At 65.1% G+C, this 21,880-nt stretch carries 21 protein-coding genes; 14 read left to right on the forward strand and 7 right to left on the reverse strand.

Features of this window, described 5'->3' with window-relative positions:
- The first annotated feature begins 78 nt into the window (after positions 1-78).
- A complete protein-coding gene (locus ACFODV_RS13445) occupies positions 79-1,323 on the forward strand; it encodes an ABC1 kinase family protein (protein ID WP_379760264.1) in 1,245 nt (414 codons plus the stop codon).
- A 63-nt stretch (positions 1,324-1,386) separates the two neighbouring features.
- Positions 1,387-3,213: an SEC-C metal-binding domain-containing protein gene (locus tag ACFODV_RS13450; RefSeq protein ID WP_379760266.1), complete on the forward strand. Its 1,827-nt coding sequence runs from the start codon at positions 1,387-1,389 to the stop codon at positions 3,211-3,213.
- Between the two features lie 84 nt (positions 3,214-3,297).
- On the opposite strand, the gene ACFODV_RS13455 is transcribed toward ACFODV_RS13450, so the two are convergent.
- The gene (locus ACFODV_RS13455) at positions 3,298-4,665 is read right to left on the reverse strand and encodes an AmpG family muropeptide MFS transporter (RefSeq protein ID WP_379760443.1); all 1,368 of its coding nucleotides are present in this window, start codon (positions 4,663-4,665) and stop codon (positions 3,298-3,300) included.
- 144 nt (positions 4,666-4,809) lie between these two features.
- On the opposite strand from ACFODV_RS13455, the gene rfaH reads away from it, so the two are divergent.
- The 5 genes from rfaH (at position 4,810) to ACFODV_RS13480 (ending at position 7,897) form a co-directional block, all read left to right on the forward strand.
- Positions 4,810-5,346: a transcription/translation regulatory transformer protein RfaH gene (gene rfaH, locus ACFODV_RS13460; protein WP_379760268.1), complete on the forward strand. Its 537-nt coding sequence runs from the start codon at positions 4,810-4,812 to the stop codon at positions 5,344-5,346.
- Between the two features lie 39 nt (positions 5,347-5,385).
- Positions 5,386-5,895, forward strand: a complete 510-nt coding sequence (locus ACFODV_RS13465; protein ID WP_379760270.1) for an FKBP-type peptidyl-prolyl cis-trans isomerase — start codon at positions 5,386-5,388, stop codon at positions 5,893-5,895.
- Positions 5,896-6,023: 128 nt separating this feature from the next.
- A complete protein-coding gene (gene ccoM / locus ACFODV_RS13470; protein ID WP_379760272.1) occupies positions 6,024-6,137 on the forward strand; it encodes a cytochrome c oxidase subunit CcoM in 114 nt (37 codons plus the stop codon).
- Between the two features lie 237 nt (positions 6,138-6,374).
- Positions 6,375-6,695 carry a hypothetical protein gene (locus ACFODV_RS13475; protein WP_379760274.1) on the forward strand — a complete coding sequence of 107 codons (321 nt, stop codon included), beginning with the start codon at positions 6,375-6,377 and terminating at the stop codon, positions 6,693-6,695.
- An 8-nt stretch (positions 6,696-6,703) separates the two neighbouring features.
- The gene (locus ACFODV_RS13480) at positions 6,704-7,897 is read left to right on the forward strand and encodes a PqqD family protein (protein WP_379760276.1); all 1,194 of its coding nucleotides are present in this window, start codon (positions 6,704-6,706) and stop codon (positions 7,895-7,897) included.
- On the opposite strand, the gene ACFODV_RS13485 is transcribed toward ACFODV_RS13480, so the two are convergent.
- Entirely contained in the window at positions 7,881-8,546 is a 666-nt protein-coding gene (locus ACFODV_RS13485) for a lytic transglycosylase domain-containing protein (RefSeq protein ID WP_379760278.1), read from the reverse strand. The two genes, ACFODV_RS13480 and ACFODV_RS13485, sit on opposite strands and share 17 nt — an antisense overlap.
- A gap of 13 nt (positions 8,547-8,559) precedes the next feature.
- Positions 8,560-10,281, reverse strand: a complete 1,722-nt coding sequence (locus tag ACFODV_RS13490; RefSeq protein WP_379760280.1) for a proline--tRNA ligase — start codon at positions 10,279-10,281, stop codon at positions 8,560-8,562.
- A 264-nt stretch (positions 10,282-10,545) separates the two neighbouring features.
- Here ACFODV_RS13490 and ACFODV_RS13495 point away from each other — a divergent pair, with 264 nt between their 5' ends.
- Positions 10,546-10,965 (forward strand): hypothetical protein, encoded by a 420-nt coding sequence (locus tag ACFODV_RS13495; protein ID WP_379760282.1) that lies wholly within the window; start codon positions 10,546-10,548, stop codon positions 10,963-10,965.
- Positions 10,966-11,023: 58 nt separating this feature from the next.
- On the opposite strand, the gene ACFODV_RS13500 is transcribed toward ACFODV_RS13495, so the two are convergent.
- From ACFODV_RS13500 to ACFODV_RS13515, 4 genes are all read right to left on the reverse strand, one after another.
- The gene (locus ACFODV_RS13500) at positions 11,024-12,214 is read right to left on the reverse strand and encodes a vWA domain-containing protein (RefSeq protein WP_379760284.1); all 1,191 of its coding nucleotides are present in this window, start codon (positions 12,212-12,214) and stop codon (positions 11,024-11,026) included.
- 3 nt (positions 12,215-12,217) lie between these two features.
- Positions 12,218-13,072: an AAA family ATPase gene (locus ACFODV_RS13505; protein WP_379760286.1), complete on the reverse strand. Its 855-nt coding sequence runs from the start codon at positions 13,070-13,072 to the stop codon at positions 12,218-12,220.
- Positions 13,073-13,157: 85 nt separating this feature from the next.
- Positions 13,158-13,922: an SDR family oxidoreductase gene (locus ACFODV_RS13510; RefSeq protein WP_379760288.1), complete on the reverse strand. Its 765-nt coding sequence runs from the start codon at positions 13,920-13,922 to the stop codon at positions 13,158-13,160.
- A complete protein-coding gene (locus ACFODV_RS13515) occupies positions 13,919-14,815 on the reverse strand; it encodes an NAD(P)-dependent oxidoreductase (RefSeq protein ID WP_379760290.1) in 897 nt (298 codons plus the stop codon). Before ACFODV_RS13515 ends, ACFODV_RS13510 begins: the two co-directional genes overlap by 4 nt.
- A 408-nt stretch (positions 14,816-15,223) precedes the next feature.
- On the opposite strand from ACFODV_RS13515, the gene ACFODV_RS13520 reads away from it, so the two are divergent.
- The 6 genes from ACFODV_RS13520 to ACFODV_RS13545 all read left to right on the forward strand — a co-directional run bounded on the left by ACFODV_RS13520 (position 15,224) and on the right by ACFODV_RS13545 (position 21,819).
- Entirely contained in the window at positions 15,224-16,405 is a 1,182-nt protein-coding gene (locus ACFODV_RS13520) for an acyl-CoA dehydrogenase (RefSeq protein WP_379760292.1), read from the forward strand.
- Between the two features lie 25 nt (positions 16,406-16,430).
- Entirely contained in the window at positions 16,431-17,636 is a 1,206-nt protein-coding gene (locus ACFODV_RS13525) for a CaiB/BaiF CoA transferase family protein (RefSeq protein ID WP_379760294.1), read from the forward strand.
- 196 nt (positions 17,637-17,832) lie between these two features.
- Positions 17,833-18,990, forward strand: coding sequence for a hypothetical protein (locus tag ACFODV_RS13530; protein WP_379760296.1), 1,158 nt, complete (start codon positions 17,833-17,835; stop codon positions 18,988-18,990).
- Positions 18,987-19,601 carry a hypothetical protein gene (locus ACFODV_RS13535; protein ID WP_379760298.1) on the forward strand — a complete coding sequence of 205 codons (615 nt, stop codon included), beginning with the start codon at positions 18,987-18,989 and terminating at the stop codon, positions 19,599-19,601. Before ACFODV_RS13530 ends, ACFODV_RS13535 begins: the two co-directional genes overlap by 4 nt.
- A 17-nt stretch (positions 19,602-19,618) precedes the next feature.
- On the forward strand, positions 19,619-21,358 hold the full coding sequence (locus ACFODV_RS13540) for an OmpA family protein (RefSeq protein ID WP_379760300.1): 1,740 nt from the start codon (positions 19,619-19,621) through the stop codon (positions 21,356-21,358).
- On the forward strand, positions 21,355-21,819 hold the full coding sequence (locus tag ACFODV_RS13545) for a hypothetical protein (protein ID WP_379760302.1): 465 nt from the start codon (positions 21,355-21,357) through the stop codon (positions 21,817-21,819). Before ACFODV_RS13540 ends, ACFODV_RS13545 begins: the two co-directional genes overlap by 4 nt.
- The last annotated feature ends 61 nt before the right edge of the window (positions 21,820-21,880 follow it).

Genomic DNA, 21,880 nt, shown 5'->3' on the forward strand with positions numbered 1-21,880 from the left:
CAGGTGTCATCGTCGCGCCATGGTGTACAATTCCTGTATCACTATTTTTGAACGCCCATCACATCAGGGGAGCCCGAAATGCGAGAACGAGGCAGGACGAGACGACTGCTGGGACTGGGGGCCAGGACCGGCGGGGCCTTGCTCCGTACCCGTATGGGCGGTCAGGCCGACTGGCGGGCGCTGGGAGAAGCGCTGTTCGAGGGGCTCTCCGAGCTCAAGGGGCCGGCCATGAAGCTGGCCCAGATCATGTCCCAGTGGGACGACCTGCTGCCGCCCGATCTGGCCGAGGAGCTCGCTCGTCTCCAGCGCCAGGCAGAGCCCATGCCCTGGCCGCGTATCCGCGAGAGCCTGGTCGCTCAGTATGGCGAGCTTGGTGACGTGTTTCGCGAGATCGAGGAGCGTCCCTTCGCAAGCGCCTCCATGGGCCAGGTGCACCGCGCCGTGACGCTCGACGGCGAGACCCTGGTGCTCAAGGTGCAGTATCCGGGGCTTGTCGAGGTGCTGGAGAGCGACCTGGCTCAGGTGCGTCGACTGATGCGCCTGGGCCGCTGGTTCAAGGTGCCCCAGGCGCGACTGGATGCGCTCTTTGAAGAGCTCGCCGTCAGTCTGCGCGGAGAGCTCGATTACCGGGCCGAGGCCGCGGCGCTGGCGCGTTACCGGGAGCGCTATGCCCACCTGGACAATCTGGTGATCCCCGAGCCGCTGCTCGAGCTCTGCGGGGAGCGGGTACTGGCCATGCGTTACGTGCCGGGGACTCCCCTGCGTGACCTGGAGTCGAGCGACGACGCCCTGCGTCAGGGCGTCGCGGTGACCCTTGCCGACTGGCTGACCGAGGAGCTGTTCACCCACGGTGAACTGCATGCCGACCCCCACGCCGGCAATTTCGCCGTTGATGATCGGGGTCGGCTGGTGATCTATGACCTGGGCGCGGTGATTCCAGTGCCCGAGCCGCGCCTGCGCGCCATGATTCAGCTGCTCGAGGCCACCCTGGCACGCGACCCCATGGCCATGGACGAGGCGTTGCTCAGGCTTGGCGGCCGACAGGGGCAGGGCGCGCCGCTGGCGCTCTACCGAGAATCCGCCGAGGCGGTGGGTCCGCTGTTCGCCCCCGGCGAGCAGGATTTTTCCGACGTGCGCGTGCACCGCCGGCTGCGCGACCTGACCCCCAAGGTGTGGGCCGCCATGGACCGCTTGCAGCCTCCGGCGGATACCCTGCTGCTGTCGCGTACGCTTAATGGTCACTACTGGAATCTGGTACGCCTGGGTGCCCGGCTCGATATGCATGCTCGCGCCCGTCCGCTGATGGAGTGGGCAAAGGGGTGAACGGCTGCCCAGCGCCCTGGCAGACTGGTAGACTGTGCCGTTTTCCGGACGGTGGAGAGTGCGATGCTGGCGGTATGGGTCGAACAGCTGTTGGGGTTTGCCTCGGGGGCACTCAAGGCGATTCGTCAGGACGAGCGCTATCCGACGCTGATGGCCTGGGCGCGTAAGGAAGGCCCGACGCTGGTAGGGGGTAACTTGCCCATGGCCCAGGCGTTGGCGCCGGAGCTATGGTCCCAGACGCCGCTGGAACGTCTTGATTTCGCCACCGAGCCCCTGGCACGGCCGGGCCGCAACGAGCCTTGCTGGTGTGATTCCGGGCGCAAGACCAAGGAGTGCTGCGGGACCGTGCGTCTGCCGGGGCCGGTGCCCGGCCATCTGATGTGGATGCTCTCGCTGCGCGAATGGAAGGGCAGCACGCTCAAGGCGGCGCTGGCCAGCGGCCGCGCCCCGGCTCAGGGGCTGCTGGAGGCGGGGCTGATTGCCGCCGAAACCGGTCAGCGCGGCCGTGCCCAGCAGATTCTCGAATCGCTGTTCGACCGCGCAGACTGGTCGCGCTTGCCGGAACAGGCCGAGCCCGCCTTCGAAATCCTGATCGACCTCTACCACGAGCGCGGTTTCCACCGCAAGCGCGAGGCGCTGCTCGATGCGGTGCTCGAGCACGGCCCGCTGTTCCTGCGCGGGGTCGCCCTGGAGCGCTTGTGCCTGATGCACCTCGATGCCGATGACCTGGACAGCGCCCGGGCCGCCTTTGTGCGCGCCCAGCAGGCGCTGCCGGACTCGCCCACTCTGGCTTACATCGAGGCGATGCTGCTGCTCCACGAGGGGCACGAGCAGGAAGCCGCCGAGCGGGCTCGCTTCTGGTTTCGTCGCCTCGCTCGCCAGGGGGATCTCGATCCGGACCAGCTGGAATTCCTGGCCGACCTGGCTGAGAACCCCGGCGCCACCCTGGCCGAGCAGCTGCTCAACGCCGAGGAGGATCTGGCCGAACCGCTTGCCTCCCTCCAGGCTCTGCTCGAGGTGCTGCCCACGGCCCCCCGGCTGCAGGTGAGCCGCACCGATGAGGGGCGTCTGGTGTACCGACAGAGCGATCGCGAGCAGGCCCTGGTCACCGCCTGGCTGGCCTGCTTTCCGGCAGAAGCGGTCAGTGAGTCGCCGCTAGGGCTGGAAGATGATCCTTGGCCAGCGGCCGGAGAGTGGCTGGCCGAGCTCTGCGCCCACCCCGAATGGCTCGATGCCCCGGCGGTGCTCCAGGGTCTGACCCTGGCGCTCACCACCCGTTTCGGGAGTCTTCCTTGGATGGCGCCGAGCCTGTTTGCGCCGCTGGCCGAACGCCTGGAACGCTGGCTCGAGCAGGTAGCCGCCGAGGGGCCGGGTACCCTGGTCTGGGACGACGGCGACAACGCCCTGTTGATGCGCACCGGTTTGGCGCTGGTGGTAGGCATGGAACGCGGCGCGAGACAGCACTCCCGGCAGCTCGCGGAACGTCTCCTGGAGTTGGATGACCACGATAGCCTGGGGCTGCGGGAGCTGGTGCTCGACCAGCTGCTGCGCGACGGGCGCGATAGTGAGGCGCTGGCCATCAGCTATCCGCCAGAGGGGGAAGAACTGGGCGAGGCGGCATTGAGTCTGCTGCTGGGCCGGGCGCTGGCGCTGTTTCGTCTCGAGTGCCCGGACGAGGGCGCGCAGGCCCTGGAGATGGCGCGTCGACACAATGTCCATGCCCTGACACTGCTATGTGTCGAGAAACCCCGTCAGTTGCCCGCTGCCAGCGGGGCGGCCGAGCCTGGCTCCCGAGCAGAGGCATGGCAATATCGCACCTTGATGCGCGACCAATGGCGGGCTACCCCGGGGGCACTGGACTGGCTGCAGGCCTGGCTCGATGCCCGCTAGGATCGACGCTGCCCGGTGCGAGGTTCGCCAAGGTCGATGCCCGATAGGGAAGCGCCGCATGCGGTGCTGGCGGCCGTCTTGTCGTCAGGCGTTACGCGGCATCGGTGCTGGCACCAGGTTCCTGTCACGGCTGATCCAGATCGCCAGGGCGATGGCTGGCAGACCTAGCGCGGTGGCAATCACGAAAAAAGTGGCGTAGCCCTCAGTGGCCACCACTAGCCCACCGAAGCCGCTGAGGAACTTGCCTGGCAGGGTCATCAGCGACGAGAACAGGGCGTACTGGGTCGCCGTATAGGCCCGCGATGTCAGGCTGGAGAGGAAGGCGATGAAGACGGCGCTGGCCAGGCCATTGGCCAGGTTGTCGCCGACGATCGCCATCACCAGCATCGGCAGGCTCTGGCCGGCCAGCGCCAGGCCGGCAAAGAGCAGGTTGGTCAGCGTGGCCGCCGTCGCCCCCAGCACAAGAATCGGCCCGATGCCGTAGCGCGCTACCAGCAGCCCCCCAAGGATGCCCCCGGTCACACTCATGGCGATGCCGAACACATTGGTGACGTTGGCGATGGTGGCAAGCGTAAAGCCCATGTCGATGTAGAGAGGGTTGGCCATGGAGGCCATGGCCAAGTCGCTGATTCGGAACACCGCGATGAACACCAGCAGCCACAGCGCCTTGAGACGGTGGCGGGTGAAGAAGTCGGTGAAGGGGCAGACAATGGCGCCGATCACCCAGGCCCCCAGGCGGCGCAGCTGGCGCGGCTTGCCACGGGTGGCGCGCAGGAAGGCGCGTACCCGCGGCTCGTGGATCAACTGAGTCGTGAGCGACAGCCGCTCGGGTTCCGGGCGCACCAGTACGGTGATTACCCCGATGCCCACCAGGGCTGCCATGGTCAGATAGGCCGCCTCCCAGGAGAGCCAGGAGGCCACGTACATGGCGCCGGCGCCGGCGGCCAGCAGCCCCCCGCGGTAGCCGATGATGTAGGTGGAAGCCATGGCCGCCTGGATATCGTCCGGCGCCGATTCGATGCGAAAGGCGTCGATGGCGATATCCTGGGTGGCGGAGCCAAAGGCCACCAGCAGGGCAAAGCCCGCGACCATGGCCAGATTCCCGGTCGGGTCGAGACTCGCCAGGCCGATCAGGCCGGCGGCGATCATGGCCTGGGCCAGCAGCATCCAGCTGCGGCGTTGGCCCAGGGTGCGGGTCAGCAGCGGGAGCGCCAGGCGGTCCACCACCGGCGCCCAGAAGAACTTGATCGAGTAGAGGATGCCGACCCAGGAGAAAAAGCCGATGGCGGCCACCTCGACCCCGTCGCTGCGCAGCCAGGCCGAAAGTGTCGAGAACACCAGCAGGAAGGGTAGGCCGGCCGAGAAGCCGAGGAACAGCATGGTGATCACCGGCGCGCGCAGATAGATCGCGAGGGCATCACCCCAGCTACGGTGGGGCGTTGGGCTGGGCAGGGGGCTTGACATCGGGCAGGGCACTCCTTGCGAGCCACCCGGCACGGCGGGTGGTCACCGTCGATGGTAGAATCCTTCTGACGCGCCGATTGTTGCAGAGCGTTCGTGCCGATACCAGCACCCTTCATCCTTTGCAGGAGTCCCATGAACGAGAACGATGCGAGCCTTGAGTCCGGCGATAAAGCCGTTCCGCGCTGGTACGTCATCCAGTGCAAGGGCGGTGAGTCGTTCCGGGCTGCCGAGCACCTGTCCAATCAAGGGTACGATGTGTTCCACCCGGTGCTCGAGGTGCAGAAGAAACGTCGCGGCAAGCTGGAGTGGGTCAGCGAGCCGCTGTTCCCTTACTACCTGTTCATCCGCCTCGATCGGCTCGTGAGCAACTGGCGGCCGATTCGTTCCACCCGAGGCGTGCTGAAGCTGGTGGGCTTTGGCGACATGCCCGTGGCAGTGAATGAGGACCTGGTGGCCGCCCTGCGCGAGCAAGGCAGCCAACGCGACGATGCCACCGCCAACCTCTATTTTCGGGCAGGCGAGACCGTGCAGATTACCGAAGGGCCCTTCAAGGACCTGCAGGCGGTCTTTGCCGGCCACAAGGGCGAGGAGCGCGCCATCGTGCTGCTCAACATGCTGCACCGTCAGCAGCGGCTTGAGGTGCCGGTGGCTCAGCTGCGCCGCAGCTGAGCCACGCCAACGCTTTCACACATATCCGAGGAGATTGCCATGACGATCGCTCCCCAGCGGGTCGTGACCCTTCACTACGTCCTGACCGACACCGCCGCCAGCGAGGTGCTGGATGATTCACGCGCCCGCCAGCAGCCCCTGGAGTATCTCCACGGCCACCACAATATCGTCGAAGGGCTGGAGCGCGCTCTGGATGGGCAGACCGAAGGCGCCGAGCTCAGCGTGACCCTGATGCCGGCCGAGGCTTACGGCCTGCGCAACGAGGAACTGGTCCGCGAGGTGGGCCGCAGCGCCTTCCCGGTGGATGACCTGTCACCGGGGATGCGCTTCCAGACCCCCGGTGAGGCCGGCCCCCAGGTCGTCACGGTACTGGAGGTGCGTGACGCCAGCGTGCTGATCGACACCAACCATCCCCTGGCGGGCCGTACCCTGCGCTACCAGTTGGAGGTGCTCGAGGTGCGCGACGCCACCCGGGCCGAGCTCGCCAAGGGCCATCCGCTGCCCCCCGGGACCGATCCTGCCAGCGTGGAAGACAAGAAGGTGCTTTAAAAACTGACCTGCATCAAGATGCGCCCCGCCCCTGCCGGACTGCGGATCTCAACTTGATGCAGGTCAGGGTTTTACCCGCCCTCCCGGGCTAAAGTCCTTTCAACAGATCGAGACGGGAGGGTAAGCACATGTATCTAGATGACGCCGTAATCTTCGGGTTGGTCACCGTCGCGATGATGGTCGCTTTCATGGGTGGCTGGATCGCTTTTATCGTGCGGGATAGTCGCAAGAAGAAGCACTAAGCCAGTCATCGCAAAAAGTCGTCAGGGGAGGGGGGAGTCATCCCCCCAGTAGCCGACCCGCTTGGGTCGGCTTTTTTTCGCCTGGCGTTCGGCTGTCGGCATTATCCGACAGCGATGGGGAGAATGTGCAGGCTTTTCGAAACGAGGCGGCAAGTGGCGTCAGTCAGGCCTCGCCGTCTGGTGACCGGGGGACGGCAGGGCTAGTATAAACACTGTTCGATAACCTCGAGGCAAGTTATGACCCACCGTGATCCCGAAAGTCCCGACGAGCAGAAGCGCCAGAGCCGTCGTCGCCTGCTGGCGACCCTGGGTGTGGGGATGGCCGGCGCCTATGTGGCCCCGACCCTTTTCACCCTGGGGCAGGCCCAGGCCCATCAGGGGCGCTCCCGCCCGAGCCATTCGCGCCCGAGCTACTCGCGCCCCAGCTATTCTCGCCCCAGCTATTCTCGTCCTAGCGGGGGATATCGTGGTGACCGTCGTGATGGCTATTCTCGCCGTGACGATGATGCCCGCCAGAGCATTCGGCTGATCCTCTCCGTCACGCCCAGCCGTTGGTGACGTCGGGCGTGTCGTGGGATCTCTCACTCCCCGGCCTTGGCCCGGTGCTGCACCTGGCAGGCTGCCCCGAGGTGCTGAGTGCCCTGCAGGAGGCAATGCCGGGATGGCCCGTAGAGGTCATCAAGGCCGATGTCTCGCCCACGACTATCCGGCTGCACCGTGACGGAGAGGGATACTGCCAGCACTCGCCGGCTCTTCCGGACGGTCTCTTCCTGACCACTCCCGCCCAGGCCGTCTGCAGCCTGATCGCCGACCTGGTCGGAGAGTACTTCGACCGGCACCCGGACTGCATCGGGCTGCACTGTGGTTCGGCCGAAGTGGCAGGGCGACTGGTGGTCTTTCCCGAATCGCACCGAGCCGGCAAGAGCACCCTGACCGCCGCCTTTGCCGCCGCCGGCTATCGGGTGTTCGGCGATGATGTGCTGGCACTGACACCTGAGGGCCTCGGGCGAGGGCTGGGCATCGCGCCGCGACTGCGGCTGCCATTACCGGACAGCCTCGATCCGGGCCTCATCGACTTCGCGACGCGCCATGCCGGCCCCGAGGATGATCGCTATCGTTATCTGATGCCTCCCCAGAGCCAACTCGCGGCCCACGGGGAGGAGGCTCCGCTGGGCGCGTTGGTGCTGTTCGAGCGGGAAGTGGGGCTAATGATCCCCGAGATCCTGCCGCTGGCGCCGGGTGAGGGGCTTTTGCAGCTTCTATGCCAGAACTTCGCCCATGACGCCAGAAGCGAGACGATGGTGGAGCGCTTCCTGCCGCTAATGGGCGAGGTTCCCTGCTTGCTGCTGCGCTACTCGGAGCCACTGGCAGCGGCCAGGGCGCTGGGCGATGCCCTGGCCGGGCCGTTGCCGGCGACGCTGCACGAGATACGCCTGGCGTCCAGGCCTGCGACACAGGCGGCGCCCCTGGCCGCTGGGCCCTGGGCACCTGAGGAGGCCGTGCTCGATTATCCGCTGGGCGAGGAGCTCTTCCTGGTAGATGCCACAAGCGGGGCGATTCACCGGCTCAACGCCACCGGGCGTCTGATCTGGCAGATGCTACGCCATGAGCCGCTGTCGCCAGAGGAGCTTTCCGAGCTGATCGGCGAGCACTTCGGGCAGCCGTCGGCCAGGGTACTCGACGATGTACAGGCCCTGCTTGTGGAGCTTGCTGGCGCGGGGCTGGTAAGCCCCGCGATGTCCATCACCGCTGCACAGTGACCCGGCCGCTATTCGCCGGCCCACGCCAGTGGCGCTGCCAGGCACGCATTACGCGCTCCGGGTACCAGGTCTTGCCCAGGCTGCCGTTGTAGCGGGCCAGGGCTCGGGTAAAGTCGCCGCGCTCCACCGCCAGGTAGTGGGCAAGTATCGTGGTGCCATAGCGCAGGTTGCGCCACGGGTCCTTGAGGTCGTCGGCGGGCAGGCCCAGTTCGCGAATCCAGAACGGCATGATCTGCATCAGTCCTACTGCGCCGGCAGAGGAGACGGCATCGGCCCTGAAGGCGCTTTCCACCTGTATAACAGCCAGCACCAGCTCCGGGGGAAGTCGGGCCAGCCGGGCCTCAAGAAAGACCCGCTGCAGCAGTTCGCCGCGCAAGGCATCATCTTTAACGAAGCGCGCAACCGACGGCTCCATGGCGTTTTGCCACTGGCGTGCCGCCCAGATTTCGGCCGGGTCGCGGGTGAGGGAGAGGCTGTCGTCGAGGGTGGTGCGCAGTGAGGCGGGTGTGGTCGGAAGCGCCTGGATCACCAGTGGGCGTCTATCGGCCTCCAGGGAGGCCAGGAAGGTGTCATCCTCATCCCTGGCCGCCGCCGTGGAGGCGACGGCCAGGCAAAGCAACGCCAGCCCGGCGGCGAGGCAGCACTTCATGCCGCCGCGTGCGTCAGCGGCTGATGCGCTCGCGCAGGAAATCGAGTAGCTGCTCTGCGGGTAGCATGGTGGCATCACTGTCACGGCGTCCCTTGTATTCCAGTTCACCCTTGTCCAGGCCGCGGTCGCCGACGACCAGACGATGGGGCAGGCCCATCAGCTCATGGTCGGCAAACTTGGCTCCCGGGCGAAGGTCTCGGTCATCCAGCAGTACCTCGAAGCCTGCCTCGGTCAGCTCGGCGTAGAGCTTCTCGGACTCCTCGCGCACCCGCTGTGATTTGTGGGCGTTCATCGGCACCAGCGCGATGTGGAATGGCGCGATGGCATCCGGCCAGATGATGCCGGCGTCGTCGTGGTTCTGCTCGATGGCGGCGGCCACGACCCGGGTCACACCGATACCATAGCAGCCCATCCACGGGTGAATGGCACGACCTTCGTCGCCCAGCACCGTGGCGTTCATCGCCTGGCTGTACTTGCAGCCCAGCTGGAAGACGTGGCCCACCTCGATGCCGCGCTTGATGGCCAGCGTGCCGCGACCATCCGGCGAGGGGTCGCCCTCCACCGCCTTGCGGATGTCATGGACCGCGGGCAGCGCCAGGTCACGTTCCCAGTTGATGCCGAAGTAGTGCTTGCCGTCGACGTTGGCGCCGGCGCCGAAGTCGCTCATCAGGGCCACGCTGCGATCGATGATGATCGGCATCTCCAGGCCCACCGGGCCCAGCGAGCCAGGGCCAGCGCCCACCGCGGCGCGGATCTCCTCTTCGCTAGCCATGGTCAGCGGCGCGGCTACCTGAGGCAGGTTCTCGGCCTTCACCTCATTGAGCTCGTGGTCGCCGCGCACCAGCAGGGCGATCAGGCCGCCTTCGGCGCCGTGCACCATCAGGGTCTTGAGGGTCTTCTCGATGGGCAGGCCGTGCTGTGCCACCAGGGTGGCGATGGTCTTCGCATCGGGAGTATCGACCAGGCGCAGGGCCTCACCGGGAGCGGGGCGCTCGGGGGGAGTGCCAAGCGGCGCCGGCAGCGCCTCGGCCTTCTCCATGTTGGCGGCGTAATCAGACTCGGTAGAGAAGACGATGTCGTCCTCGCCGGAGTCGGCCAGCACGTGGAACTCGTGGGAGCCGGTGCCGCCGATGGCGCCGTTGTCGGCGATCACCGGGCGGAAGTCCAAGCCCAGGCGGGTGAAGATCCGCGTATAGGCGTCGTACATCGCCTGGTAGGTCTCCTTCAGCGAGGCCTCATCGACGTGGAAGGAATAGGCGTCCTTCATGATGAACTCGCGGGAGCGCATTACCCCGAAGCGCGGACGGATCTCGTCGCGGAACTTGGTCTGGATCTGGTAGAAGTTGACCGGCAGCTGCTTGTAGCTGGCGATCTCCTTGCGCACCAGATCGGTGATCACCTCTTCGTGGGTGGGGCCGACGCAATAGTCACGGTCGTGTCGATCCTTGAGGCGCAGCAGCTCAGGGCCATACTGCTCCCAGCGGCCGGACTCCTGCCACAGCTCGGCGGGCTGCGCGGCCGGCATCAGCACCTCCTGGGCGCCGGCGCGGTCCATCTCCTCGCGGACGATGCGCTCGACCTTTCGTAGCGTCTTCAACCCCAGCGGAAGCCAGGTATAGAGGCCGGAGGTGAGGCGGCGGATCATGCCTGAACGCAGCATCAGCTGATGGCTGATGACCTCGGCGTCGGCAGGCGTTTCCTTGAGGGTGGCGATCAATAGTTGAGTGGCGCGCATGGGTCCGGCGTTTCCTCGGGCTCGTCAAAGGGTCGGTCCGCCAGGACGGCGGCAGTTGACGCATTGTACGGCCAAGCGCCAGGCGCGGCAAAAGCCGTCCGTGAAAGCCCCATTGCCCGGTAGCCTCTGTGTCTAGGCCCCCGGCCTCGGGTGTGGTGGGCGCTTAACGAGCATGTGATAAGCTCAGATTGATTTTGCCTGGCGATGCCGGTCCGGAATGCAAGTGGCAGGTGCCGATGCCTTTGATGCTATGGAGATTACCGCATGACCCCATTGTTGCGTCGCGGCCTGAAAGGCCTTGTTCTCGGTGTCTCGATCACCGCCCTGGTGGGCTGTGGCACGCTCTTCCACCCCGAACGCAAGGGACAGATGAGCGGCCGCATCGACCCGGTGGTGGCGATTGCCAACGGCGTCGGCCTGCTGTTCTTCATCTTGCCTGGCGTGATCGCCTACGCGGTGGACTTCTCCAACGGCACCATCTATCTGCCCAGCGGACACAACGCCGCAGGCATAGATTCGCTCAAGCTGGAAAATGATATGGACGTTGCCTCGTTGGAGCGACTGCTCTCGGACAAGAGCGGCAAACCGGTCAGCCTGGACAGCGAATTGCTGAGGGTCGAGGAGGTGGAGAGCCTAGATGAGGCCCTGGCGCTGGTGCGCATGGCTGGCATCGCCAACTTGTAACGACAGCGAAGTATGACGCCATGAAACGGCCCCAAGGGGCTATCAATGCCTGCTATGCCTACCGAGCCAGCTCCCGCATGGCGTTTTCCAGCCCTTCCAGGGTCATGGGGTACATGCGCTCGTCGATCAATCGACGGATCAGCTGGGTGGAATGGGTGAACTCCCAGGTGCGTTGCGGCATGGGGTTGAGCCACGCCAGGTGTGGGAACTTGTCCACCAGTCGCTTGAGCCACACCGCGCCGGCCTCGTCGTTGAAGTGCTCGACGCTGCCGCCGGGGTGGGTGATTTCGTAGGGCGACATGGCGGCATCCCCGACGATCACTACCTGATAGTCGGCACCAAAGGTGTGCAGTACGTCCAGGGTGGGGATGCGCTCGCCGTGCCGGCGGGCTCGGTCTTCGGCATTGTTTCGCCACAGCCCTTCGTAGACGCAGTTGTGGAAGTAATAGGCCTCCAGGTGCTTGAACTCCGAGCGTGCCGCCGAGAAGAGCTCCTCGCAGGTGCGGACGTGATCGTCCATGGAACCGCCTACGTCGAGCAGCAGCAGGACCTTCACCGAGTTGTGGCGCTCCGGGCGCATCTGCACGTTAAGCAGGCCGGCGTCCCGAGCCGTCTCGCGAATGGTGGCGTCGACGTCGAACTCCTCCGCGGCCCCCTGGCGGGCAAACTTTCGTAGTCGGCGCAGCGCCATCTTGATGTTGCGGGTGCCCAGCTCCAGGGAATCGTCGTAGTCGCGGAAGCGTCGCTCGTCCCACACCTTTACCGCGCGCCGATGGCGCGAGCCATCCTGGCCGATGCGGATGCCCTCGGGATTATAGCCATAGGCGCCGAAAGGGCTGGTGCCGCCGGTGCCGATCCACTTGTTGCCACCGGCGTGACGCTCTTTCTGCTCTTCCAGGCGCTGCTTGAAGGTCTCGATCAGCGCCTCGAGTCCGCCCAGGGACGCGATCTGGGCCTTCTCTTCCTCGGATAGCTGCTTCTCGAACTCGCGGCGCAGCCAGTCGTCGGGGATCAGTGCTTCGATGGCCGCGTCCAGGTTCTCCAACCCCTCGAACCAGGCGGCGAAGGCGCGATCGAAGCGGTCGAAGTGGCGCTCATCCTTGACCATGACCGTGCGTGCGATCCGGTAGAAAGCCTCCATGTCGGCAAATACCACGCCGCGCTCCACTACCGCATGGAGGTCGAGCAGTTCGCGAAGCGACACCGGCACGCCGGCACGCTTCAGGGTCTCGAACAGGCCGATAAACATGATTCAGCGCCTCTGGTTGCCCTGGCGACGCAGCATGAAGGCCAATCGTTCCAATAGCTGCGTGTCTTGTTCATTTTTCACCAGTGCCCCGGCCAGCGGTGGGATCGCCTTGACCGGGTCGCGGTGGTAGAGCGCCTCCCGGGCGAGCTCATCACTCATCAAAAGCTTCAACCAGTCCACCAGTTCGGAGGTGGAGGGCTTCTTCTTGAGTCCCGGCGCTTGGCGCAACTCGAAGAACACCTCCAGGGCTTCGCCCACCAGCTTCGGGGCGATGTCGGGGAAGTGCACATCGACGATCCGTTGCATGGTCTCGCGATCGGGAAACTCGATGTAGTGGAAGAAACAGCGGCGCAGGAAAGCGTCCGGGAGCTCCTTCTCGTTGTTGGAGGTGATGACGATGATCGGGCGATGCCGGGCGCGAATGGTCTCGCCGGTTTCAAAGACGTGGAACTCCATGCGATCCAGCTCCTGGAGCAGGTCGTTGGGGAATTCGATGTCCGCCTTGTCGATCTCGTCGATCAGTAGCACCACCCGCTCGCCCGCGGTGAAGGCTTCCCACAGCTTGCCGGGCTTGATGTAGTTGGCGACGTTTTCCACGCCTTCCACCCCCAGCTGGGAGTCGCGCAGACGGCTGACCGCATCGTACTCGTAAAGCCCCTGGGCCGCCTTGGTGCTGGACTTGATATGCCAGGTGATCAGCCTTGTGCCAATAGAGGCCGCCAGCTCCTCGGCGAGCAGGGTCTTGCCGGTGCCCGGCTCGCCCTTGATGAGCAGCGGGCGTTCAAGGGTCACGGCAGCGTTGACCGCCTGTTTCAAGGCCTCGGTGGCCACGTAGGTGGAAGTGGAATCAAACGCCATGGGAGTCGTGCCTCGGCAGGTCGCAGTTGAAAAAAGTCAAACGAGTGTACGGAAGGGGCGGCGGGGCGACAAATCCGCTGCTGATTCATTCTGCGTAAATCATCCGACGTGTCATACCGCCGTCCACCACCAGGTTCTGCCCAGTGATGAAGGCCGCCCCGTCGGAGAGCAGGAAGGCCGCCATGGCTGCGATATCCGCCGGGCGGCCGACACGCCCGGCCGGGTGTTGGTCGCGGTCGATATCGCGATGTTCCACCGGTGTGCGGCGTGACGCCTTCTGGCAGTCGCCGACCTCGATCCAGCCGGGGCTGATGGCGTTCACGCGTATCTCTGGACCGAGGCTGACCGCCAGGGCGTGAGTGAGCGCGACCACGCCGCCCTTGCTGGCGGCATAGGCCTCGGTGTCGGGCTCCGACTGCAGGGCCCGGGTGGAGGCCATCAGCACCATGGCGCCCCGGCTGCGGCGCAAGTGGGGAGTGGCGTATTTGGCGCAGAGCATCGCCCCAGTGAGGTTGGTGTCCAGGTAGGCCTGCCAGGTGGCGAGATCCAGCGACTCCAGCGGGCCCTGGAAGGGGTCGGCCAGGCCGGCATTGTGGATCACCGCGTCGAGCCGGCCGAAGTGCGCCACCGCCGCGTCGAGGCTCTCGGCCACCTGGGTCGGGTCGCGCACGTCCGAGACCATGGCCAGCAGCCGCTCGGGATGGCCCAGACGCTCGCGGCATTCCGCCAACGCCTCGGCGTCGATATCGGTCAGCGCCACGCTGTCGCCACGGGTCAGCAGGTGCTCGGCGATGCCCAGGCCGATGCCCTGGGCGCCTCCGGTGAGGTAAACCACTCTTGACTCGCTCATGTGCCATCTTCCTCGTCGACGGGGCGATAGGCCTCCACCAGGATCGCTGGGTCGTGCTCCGCGTGGCCGCGTCCGGCATGGGCCCGCATCAGCTGGGCGGCCAGGCCGCTCATGGGGGTGGCGCTGCCGCTGCGTTGGCTCTGGGCCACCGCCATGTCCAGGTCCTTGAGTAGGGTACGCAGGTGCCAGGGCGGATCGTCAAAGTCGCTTTTCGCCATGCGCGGGGTGAGGATCCGGAAGGGCGTCGAGTCGGCAAACCCTCCGGCCAGGGCCTCGACGAGCCGGGAGGCATCCACGCCGCTGGCCTCGGCGAGGGCCACCATCTCGGCAAGTACCGCCGCCTGACAGCCGACAACCATCTGGTTACACACCTTGGTGACCTGGCCGGCGCCCAACGGGCCCATGTGGGTGACTCGGGCGGAGAGGGGCGCGAGCAGCGGGCGGATGGCATCGATCTCGGACGCTTCGCCGCCGGCCATCATCACCAGGCTGCCCGCCTCGGCGCCGGCCACGCCGCCGGAGACCGGGCAGTCGATCCAGCGCATGCCGCACGCATCCTTGAGGCGCCCAGCGAACTCTCGGGTGGCCTCTGGGTCGCTGCTGGAGAAGTCGATCAGGATCTGGCCGCGGTGTCCGTGTTCCGCCACGCCGCCCTCGCCGAACACGACGGCCTCGACCACCTCGGTGTTGGCCAGGCAGAGCATCACCACGTCCACGCCCGCTACCAGCTCACCGATGGTCGCGGCTACCCTGGCCCCATCCTCGCGCAGGGTGTCGGCCTTGGCCGCCGTGCGGTTCCACACGGTGACGTCGACGCCGGTGCCGAGCAGACGGCGCGTCATGGGATTGCCCATCAGGCCGATGCCGATGAAGCCTGTACGAAGCTGGGTCATGGGGTCTCTCCTGGCAACTGAATGCAAGCGATAGCATGCGTGATGGAAGGCTTGATCACCAACTCGTCCTGCGCGTGCTGGCCTTTTCCTGCCACGCCATGGCGCATTTCGGGTCTACGTGGCCCTTGTATGGTGCAGTGCGGCAAACTGTCGGCCGCCTGGAATACCCGACTGCGATCGATATTTTATCTAACATCATGTTTATAAACATATTGATAATTACTTGGCGCGGTCTTCGCACTAACATTGACATGATCGTCAAACGCTTTGGCGAATCACCAGTGAGCTGGCGTGCTCCACCTGGCCTCCTTCGGGGGGCCTTTTTTATGCTTGGCAGTTGGGCTTTTATGGTCTACATTCATACAAAATGTAGAAATTAAGCATCATCAGCCCTACGGAGCCTACGCCATGAGCCATATCACCCCCGTCACCTGGGAAGACCCCTTCCGCCTGATCGACCAGCTCACCGAAGACGAGCGTATGGTCTACCAGACCGCCCATGACTATTGCCAGGAGAAGCTCCTGCCGCGGGTGTTGGAAGCGAACCGCCACGAGATCTTCCATCGCGAAATCATGAACGAGATGGGCGAGCTGGGTCTGCTGGGCCCCACCATTGATGGCTATGGCTGCGCCGGGCTCAACTATGTCAGCTATGGTCTGGTCGCCCGTGAGGTGGAGCGGGTTGATTCCGGCTACCGCAGCGCCATGAGCGTTCAGTCGAGTCTGGTGATGTACCCCATCCACGCCTTCGGCAGCGAGGAACAGCGTGAGAAGTACCTGCCACGGCTTGCTACCGGCGAGTGGGTAGGCTGCTTCGGCCTCACCGAGCCGGACCACGGTTCCGATCCAGGCGGTATGACCACCCGCGCCACGCGTACCGAGAACGGCTGGCGCCTCAACGGCACCAAGACCTGGATTACCAATTCTCCCATCGCTGATGTCTTCGTGGTGTGGGCCAAGGACGACGAAGGCGTGATCAACGGCTTCATCCTCGAGAAGGGCATGCCGGGTCTCACTGCGCCCAAGATTGAAGGCAAGTTCAGCCTGCGCGCCTCCATCACCGGCCAGATCGCCATGCAGGACGTGGAGGTCTCCGACGAGCAGCGCCTGCCTAACGTCACCGGCCTCAAGGGACCCTTTTCCTGCCTCAACCGTGCCCGCTATGGTATCGCCTGGGGCGTCATGGGTGCCGCCGAGGCGTGCTGGCACGCTGGGCGCAACTACACCCTGGATCGCAAGCAGTTTGGCCGCCCGCTGGCCGCCAACCAGCTGATCCAGAAGAAGCTGGCCGACATGCAGACCGAGATCGCCCTGGGCTCGCAGGCCGCCTTGCGCGTAGGCCGCATGATCGACGATGGCCAGCTGGTGCCGGAAGCAATCTCGTTGATCAAGCGTAACAATTGCGGCAAGGCCCTGGATATCGCCCGTGTCGCCCGCGACATGCACGGCGGCAACGGCATCAGCGATGAATACCATGTGATTCGCCACGTGATGAACCTCGAGGCCGTCAATACCTACGAGGGTACCCACGACGTCCACGCCTTGATTCTCGGCCGCGCCCAGACCGGCCTGCAGGCGTTTACAGGTTGATCTTGCCCGTGACAAGGAGCGTGACATGAGCGGACCGCTGGATGGCATCGTGGTGCTCGATATGTCGCGGGTGCTGGCCGGTCCCTGGGCTGGCCAACTGCTCGCCGATCTGGGTGCCCGAGTGATCAAGATCGAGCACCCTGAACGGGGCGACGACACCCGCGGCTGGGGGCCTCCGTGGCTTGCCGAGGCGGATCAGGTCGAGAAGGTCGCCGCCTACTATCTCTGTGCCAATCGCGGCAAGCAGTCTCTGGCCGTGGACATCGCCACGGAGGAGGGCCAGGCGCTGATCCGCCGACTGGCGGAAGGCGCCGATATCCTGCTGGAGAATTTCAAGGTAGGGGGGCTGGCTCGTTATGGCCTGGATTATGCGAGTCTCAAGGCCATCAACCCACGGCTGATCGGCTGCTCGATCACCGGCTTCGGGCAGGACGGCCCCTACGCTCACCGCGCCGGCTATGACTTCATGATCCAGGCCATGGGGGGGCTGATGAGCCTTGGCGGTGAACCCGATGGCCTGCCGATGAAGACCGGCGTCGCGATCACCGACGTGATGACAGGGCTCTACGCTAGCGTGGGGGTTTTGGCGGCGCTGCAGGAGCGTGCCCGCACCGGAGAGGGTCGCCATGTTGACGTGGCACTGCTCGATGTTCAGGTGGCGACCCTGGCCAACCAGGCGCTTAACACCCTGGTCAGCGGAGAGAACCCAGAGCGCCACGGCAACGCCCACCCCAATATCGTGCCCTATCAGGCGTTTGCCTGTGCCGACGGCCACCTGGTGCTCACCGTTGGCAACGATGCCCAGTTTGCACGGTTCGCCAAGCTGCTCGGCCACCCGGAGTGGGCCGAGAATCCCGCCTACGCCAGCAATGCGGCCCGAGTCGGCAACCGCCATGTGCTGGTGCAGATGATTCAGGCAATCCTCATGACACGCGATCGCGACGAATGGCTCGCCGAGCTTGAGACCCGTGGCATTCCCGCCGGCCCCATCAATACGCTCACCGAGGTGTTCGACGACCCCCAGGTGCAGCATCGCAAGCTGCATCGCACCTTGAAGCGAGGCGAGCTGGACGTGCCTCAGGTGGCCAACCCGCTGCGCTTTGACGGTGAGTCGGCCACCAGCGATGTGGCCCCGCCGCGAATCGGCCAGGACAGCGACTCGATTCTCATCGAGATGGGCCTCACCCAGGATGACATTCAGCGCTTGAGGAGAGCCGGGGTGGTCCGCTGATCACCTGTCGCAATTCGCAACTCTCAATTCGCAACTCTCAATTCGCAACTTCGAGCGATGCTCTTTGACGGTTCCCACGGCTTGACCTAGCTTTCGATTAGCGACTGGTACCCCTGACACCATATCCATATGAAAGGGTGAGCTCAGAGAGTACCGGCATCTGCTTGTCGGTCCCACGACGTGTCGTGGAGGGCTTATGGATCGTGCGAAGGCATCACCAGATTCTCGGTGGCAACTCATCGTGGTGTCGATTGGAGAGCTCTCACTGGCCCAGTTGCCGGTGCTCTCCAGGGGGCTCTCGCGGTCTTTGCACGAGCTGGCCAAAACTCTTTGCCAGGCTCCCGCCCTTCTGGTCGACGATCTCGATCATGTGACATCCCATGCCCTGCACGAACTTCTTGAGGGGCTGGGCCTCGAGGTGCGTCTCGAGCTTCACGGCACGCCAGTGCCGCCGACGCCGCTCTTCGAGGTGGCCGTGCATGTCAACGACCCTTCCCGTACGCCCGCCATCGCCGAAGCGCTCGGCGAATTTCTCGGTATCAAGGTCGATCGAGCCTTCGCGCTGCTGGCGCTGCCGCCGGGTGTCGTCCTCGGCGAGGTTGGCGAGGCGCTATGCGAGCGTCTCTCCAATCGCCTCGGGCCAGGTGTGGTTGTCAGTCGGGCACGGCGTGAAGAGAGCCTGTTCGATCTGCACGTCGCTCGCGGGGCTCAACTTCCTGCGCCGCTTGCTGCCGAACTTGGCCTGTCAGCGACGGCAAGGCCGAATGGCCTACTGTCCGTTGGTCTGTCGCAGGCTGGCGCCAAGCGGGTCTGGTCGATGATCAGAGGGCGAGACGACCTTCGCCTGGTGAATCGTGACCTGGTGCGTTGGGATGTGGTGCTGTCCGGAACGGACGGTGACAACGGAGTGCGCTACCCGGCCGATGATGGCTTATCGAAAGGCGCTGACGTTTCTCTCGCCCATTCCCGGGTGGCACAGGTGCTCGAAGCATGTTTCAAAATCCCGCCCCACCTTGCGCCACGAGTTTTGGCTAACGCGCCCCTGGGGCTTGCCGACGCATGCCCGCGGAAAGAGGCCGAGCATATGGCTGCCCAGGCGCGTGCCGTTGGGCTTAACGTGGTGCTTGAGCCTGCGGGCTTCGAGCGTGCCGGGCTGCGCGTCGAGTCGGCCCGCGATGGGTCCGCTCTGTGCGCCACGCTCACGCGACTGGGCATGCCGGTTCCCGAGAACCTGCCGGCCATCATCGCCTCCAACCTCTCTGATCTCGAGGCTCGAACCCTCTCCGAGGCCTTGTCGGGTGTCGGTGCCAAGACGCGTTATACCCCACCCGAGATAACGGAGGCCAGGGTATGAGCCCCGTGGAATCGTCAACCAGAACCAGCAACCGCCATCTGGCCCATCTGTCGATCGTTGAGCGCGGCAAGCTGGCCGCCGTCGCCGGTGATCACGACATGGCACTCGAGTGTTACCGCACGGGCCTGCGCATGGCGCAATCGCTCTCGGCGCCCGGCCCCTTCGCCCGGCACTATACCGACTGTATTCTTGACAGCCTTGAACGCGCCGGCCGACTCGAACCGGCGCTATCGCTATGCGAGTCGGCGGGTCGCGAGCTTTCCGAGGTCCCGTCCCCGAATCCCCTGCAGCGTCGTGACCACGCCACCCTGTTGCTGCGCCAGGCTCTGCTGCTGTTGAGGCTTGGGCGCGAGAGGGACGCCGATCTTCGCCTTGCCGAGTCAATCGCCATTGCCAGGCCAGGTCGCCTGCCCCTGGCCGAGGAGATCCAGGGGTGGCGCGCACGCGCCCTGACGTTGACGCCCGAGCGCCTCGATGAGGCCCAGGCTAGACACGGCTATTACACCGTTCGCCGCGACACCCTGCGTCCCGATCTGGCGCGCATGAGCGAGACGCATGTCGACCGCCGTTCATTTCCCCGACATCAAGAGGTTACCCCACCACGCTCCTGAGGGAGAAGGAGGCCGACATGGCCGATTACGATGGCTTGACCCCGGGTGAAGTGCTGGCGGACGCCAGCGTCGCCGAGTTCATCAAGGAACTCGGGCTTGGTATCGCCAAGGCCCAGACCGCGCTCGATGAGAATTCGGTGAAGCAAATGGAGGCTTTTACGCGGGCCCGTGAGGATCTCGGTGAACGCACCTTGCTGGAGCTGGGGCTGATGCCGGCCTTCTACCATTATCAGCACGCCGATGTGTCGGTGTCGCTGCAACTTCGGCTCGAAGTCGGCAAGCGCGATGAGTTCGGCTTTGCCGCCAACGCGCGCTTTGATTCCGGCGGCCAGTCGTCGAGCCAATCCAGTAGCAGCGAGACCGAGACCGCCAGCGGGACGCGCAGCGAGATGCGCCAGGCACGTTTGAGCTATCAGGCCAGCTCGCAGGGTGCGCTGGCGGTGGCGGGCAACCAGGTAGTGCCCATCGGCGAGGACCCGCTGGCGCGCCTGCGCAGCCTGCGCGACCTGCTGACGGCCGGGGATGAGATAAAGACCGTGGTCTTCCAGCGACCTACTCGGGAACTTGTCATCGAGACCGATGCCCCTCAGGACCGCGTGGTGGTCACCCCGCGATCGGTGGCTTTTCTGCGTACGCCCCACGCCAATGGGCTGATCGCCATCCATGACAACGCCGCCACCGAGTATGTGCTCAACGGCGAGACGACGGTGTCTACCACTGCCCAGGCGGATCTCGCCGCCTATGCGGCCCATGTCGAGGCACAGATCGACGCGGCGGGCGGATTTTCGACGACCCTGCATCCTCCTCGGCCAGACGACCAACCTTCCTTCAGGGTCACCTTCGACACCGGCGAGGCGGAGTTTCAGGAGGACGCGCACCGCGGCCACTTGCTGGAGCTGGCGCGAGGCTTCGCTGCCATGGGCACCGCCGTGCGCATCGAGGGGCTCACCGACCGAGTCGGATCCGCGGCGGACAACCTGCTGTTGGGCACGGCTCGCGGGCAGTTCGTCTACGATTTTCTGGTCGAGAACGGCGTCGATCCCGACAATATTGAACTTGTGGCGAGTCGCGGCGAGGGACGCGCCGCGGATGCCGATGCCGACGATGGGGTGCCTGATCAGGATTGGCGTGTGACCCGTATCTTTACTCCCGGCCGCACCCACTACTGGCTGTCACTCAGGAGCACGGGAGGCGCCACCCTGAGCAATGTGTCGCCTGACCGGATTGCCAGCCCCGCTGCGCAGAACGGTTTCGTGTTTCTTTGGGCCACGCAGCCGATGAACCTGTCGGGGAACAGCGTGACCATTGATGGCGATAACTTCCCGTTCAGTGGCGCTGCGGGAGGGGGGCAGGCCGTCGGCACTGCCGAGGCCCATGCGCACAACCTCACCGTGGCGATCAATGGCACGGAGTCACTGCGTGCCAGCCGCCTGGGACATGTGGTCCAGGTGTCGCGAGCCACCGATGCCTTCGAGGTCTATTTGTTCAGTCGTTCATCACAGGCGCTCTCGCTCACGGGCAGCGAGGGACTCACGGTGACCGAGCAGTTCACTCGCACCCGCTCGGCACAGACAGAGAGCCGTGAGGGACAGAACACCACCGTGGCAGTCGGTGTCACCGTCGACAAGCGCGAATCGCGCCAGTTCAACATGGCCGTCACCGGCAACAGCCAGATCTCCGCGCGGCTGGTCTCGGTGCCGCCTCCTGAACTGTTCGTCGAGGCGATTCGTGCCTTGCAGTCGGAGCGTCGCTCATGAGTGCCGCCACCCGCACTACCCAGGCGCTGGTCTCGGCCCCCTTGCCGCAGATCATCGAGAAGCTGGGCCTCGCCATCGCCGAGGGCCAGTTCGCTCTGGATCGCAATTCGGTGGAGATGGCAAGGATCATGGCCGAGACCGAGGTCGAGATCGACGGACAGGCTTACAACCTGCTGTCCCTTGGCTTCACCCCCAGCTTCTATGCCTACACCGAAGCAACGGTAGAGGCAAAGCTCAGCTTCACCATCAGCGAGACAACCGATACCTCGGTGAACGCATCGGTGACCGGTGGGGTGAACACCGGGGTTTACATGGCGGCCGCCACGGTGTCGGTTGGCTATGCCCGCAAGTTTTCCGTCGAGGCCTCGGGTAGCTCATCGATTGCGGCACGCCTGGTGTCGCTGCCGCCACCCGAGGCCTTTATGGCGTTGCTGCGAGAGCGCCAGCGCGAGGTGGAATAGCCGCAATACCGGCGTGTTTTGACTGGCAAGATGTCACTGACTGACACACAACGACAACACG

The organism is Halomonas tibetensis (assembly GCF_042643535.1).
Taxonomy (GTDB): Bacteria; Pseudomonadota; Gammaproteobacteria; order Pseudomonadales; family Halomonadaceae; genus Halomonas; species Halomonas tibetensis.

Bases quoted from the DNA above. Each gene is read 5' to 3' on its own strand.
- ACFODV_RS13530 (WP_379760296.1), top strand. From the start codon at position 17,833: ATGGATCGTGCGAAGGCATCACCAGATTCTCGGTGGCAACTCATCGTG.
- ACFODV_RS13475 (WP_379760274.1), top strand. From the start codon at position 6,375: ATGACCCACCGTGATCCCGAAAGTCCCGACGAGCAGAAGCGCCAGAGC.
- rfaH (WP_379760268.1), top strand. From the start codon at position 4,810: ATGAACGAGAACGATGCGAGCCTTGAGTCCGGCGATAAAGCCGTTCCG.
- ACFODV_RS13540 (WP_379760300.1), top strand. From the start codon at position 19,619: ATGGCCGATTACGATGGCTTGACCCCGGGTGAAGTGCTGGCGGACGCC.
- ACFODV_RS13520 (WP_379760292.1), top strand. From the start codon at position 15,224: ATGAGCCATATCACCCCCGTCACCTGGGAAGACCCCTTCCGCCTGATC.
- ACFODV_RS13500 (WP_379760284.1), bottom strand. From the start codon at position 12,214: ATGTTTATCGGCCTGTTCGAGACCCTGAAGCGTGCCGGCGTGCCGGTG.
- ACFODV_RS13505 (WP_379760286.1), bottom strand. From the start codon at position 13,072: ATGGCGTTTGATTCCACTTCCACCTACGTGGCCACCGAGGCCTTGAAA.
- ACFODV_RS13545 (WP_379760302.1), top strand. From the start codon at position 21,355: ATGAGTGCCGCCACCCGCACTACCCAGGCGCTGGTCTCGGCCCCCTTG.
- ACFODV_RS13465 (WP_379760270.1), top strand. From the start codon at position 5,386: ATGACGATCGCTCCCCAGCGGGTCGTGACCCTTCACTACGTCCTGACC.
- ACFODV_RS13490 (WP_379760280.1), bottom strand. From the start codon at position 10,281: ATGCGCGCCACTCAACTATTGATCGCCACCCTCAAGGAAACGCCTGCC.
- ACFODV_RS13485 (WP_379760278.1), bottom strand. From the start codon at position 8,546: ATGAAGTGCTGCCTCGCCGCCGGGCTGGCGTTGCTTTGCCTGGCCGTC.
- ACFODV_RS13510 (WP_379760288.1), bottom strand. From the start codon at position 13,922: ATGAGCGAGTCAAGAGTGGTTTACCTCACCGGAGGCGCCCAGGGCATC.
- ACFODV_RS13450 (WP_379760266.1), top strand. From the start codon at position 1,387: ATGCTGGCGGTATGGGTCGAACAGCTGTTGGGGTTTGCCTCGGGGGCA.
- ccoM (WP_379760272.1), top strand. From the start codon at position 6,024: ATGTATCTAGATGACGCCGTAATCTTCGGGTTGGTCACCGTCGCGATG.
- ACFODV_RS13495 (WP_379760282.1), top strand. From the start codon at position 10,546: ATGACCCCATTGTTGCGTCGCGGCCTGAAAGGCCTTGTTCTCGGTGTC.
- ACFODV_RS13515 (WP_379760290.1), bottom strand. From the start codon at position 14,815: ATGACCCAGCTTCGTACAGGCTTCATCGGCATCGGCCTGATGGGCAAT.
- ACFODV_RS13445 (WP_379760264.1), top strand. From the start codon at position 79: ATGCGAGAACGAGGCAGGACGAGACGACTGCTGGGACTGGGGGCCAGG.
- ACFODV_RS13525 (WP_379760294.1), top strand. From the start codon at position 16,431: ATGAGCGGACCGCTGGATGGCATCGTGGTGCTCGATATGTCGCGGGTG.
- ACFODV_RS13535 (WP_379760298.1), top strand. From the start codon at position 18,987: ATGAGCCCCGTGGAATCGTCAACCAGAACCAGCAACCGCCATCTGGCC.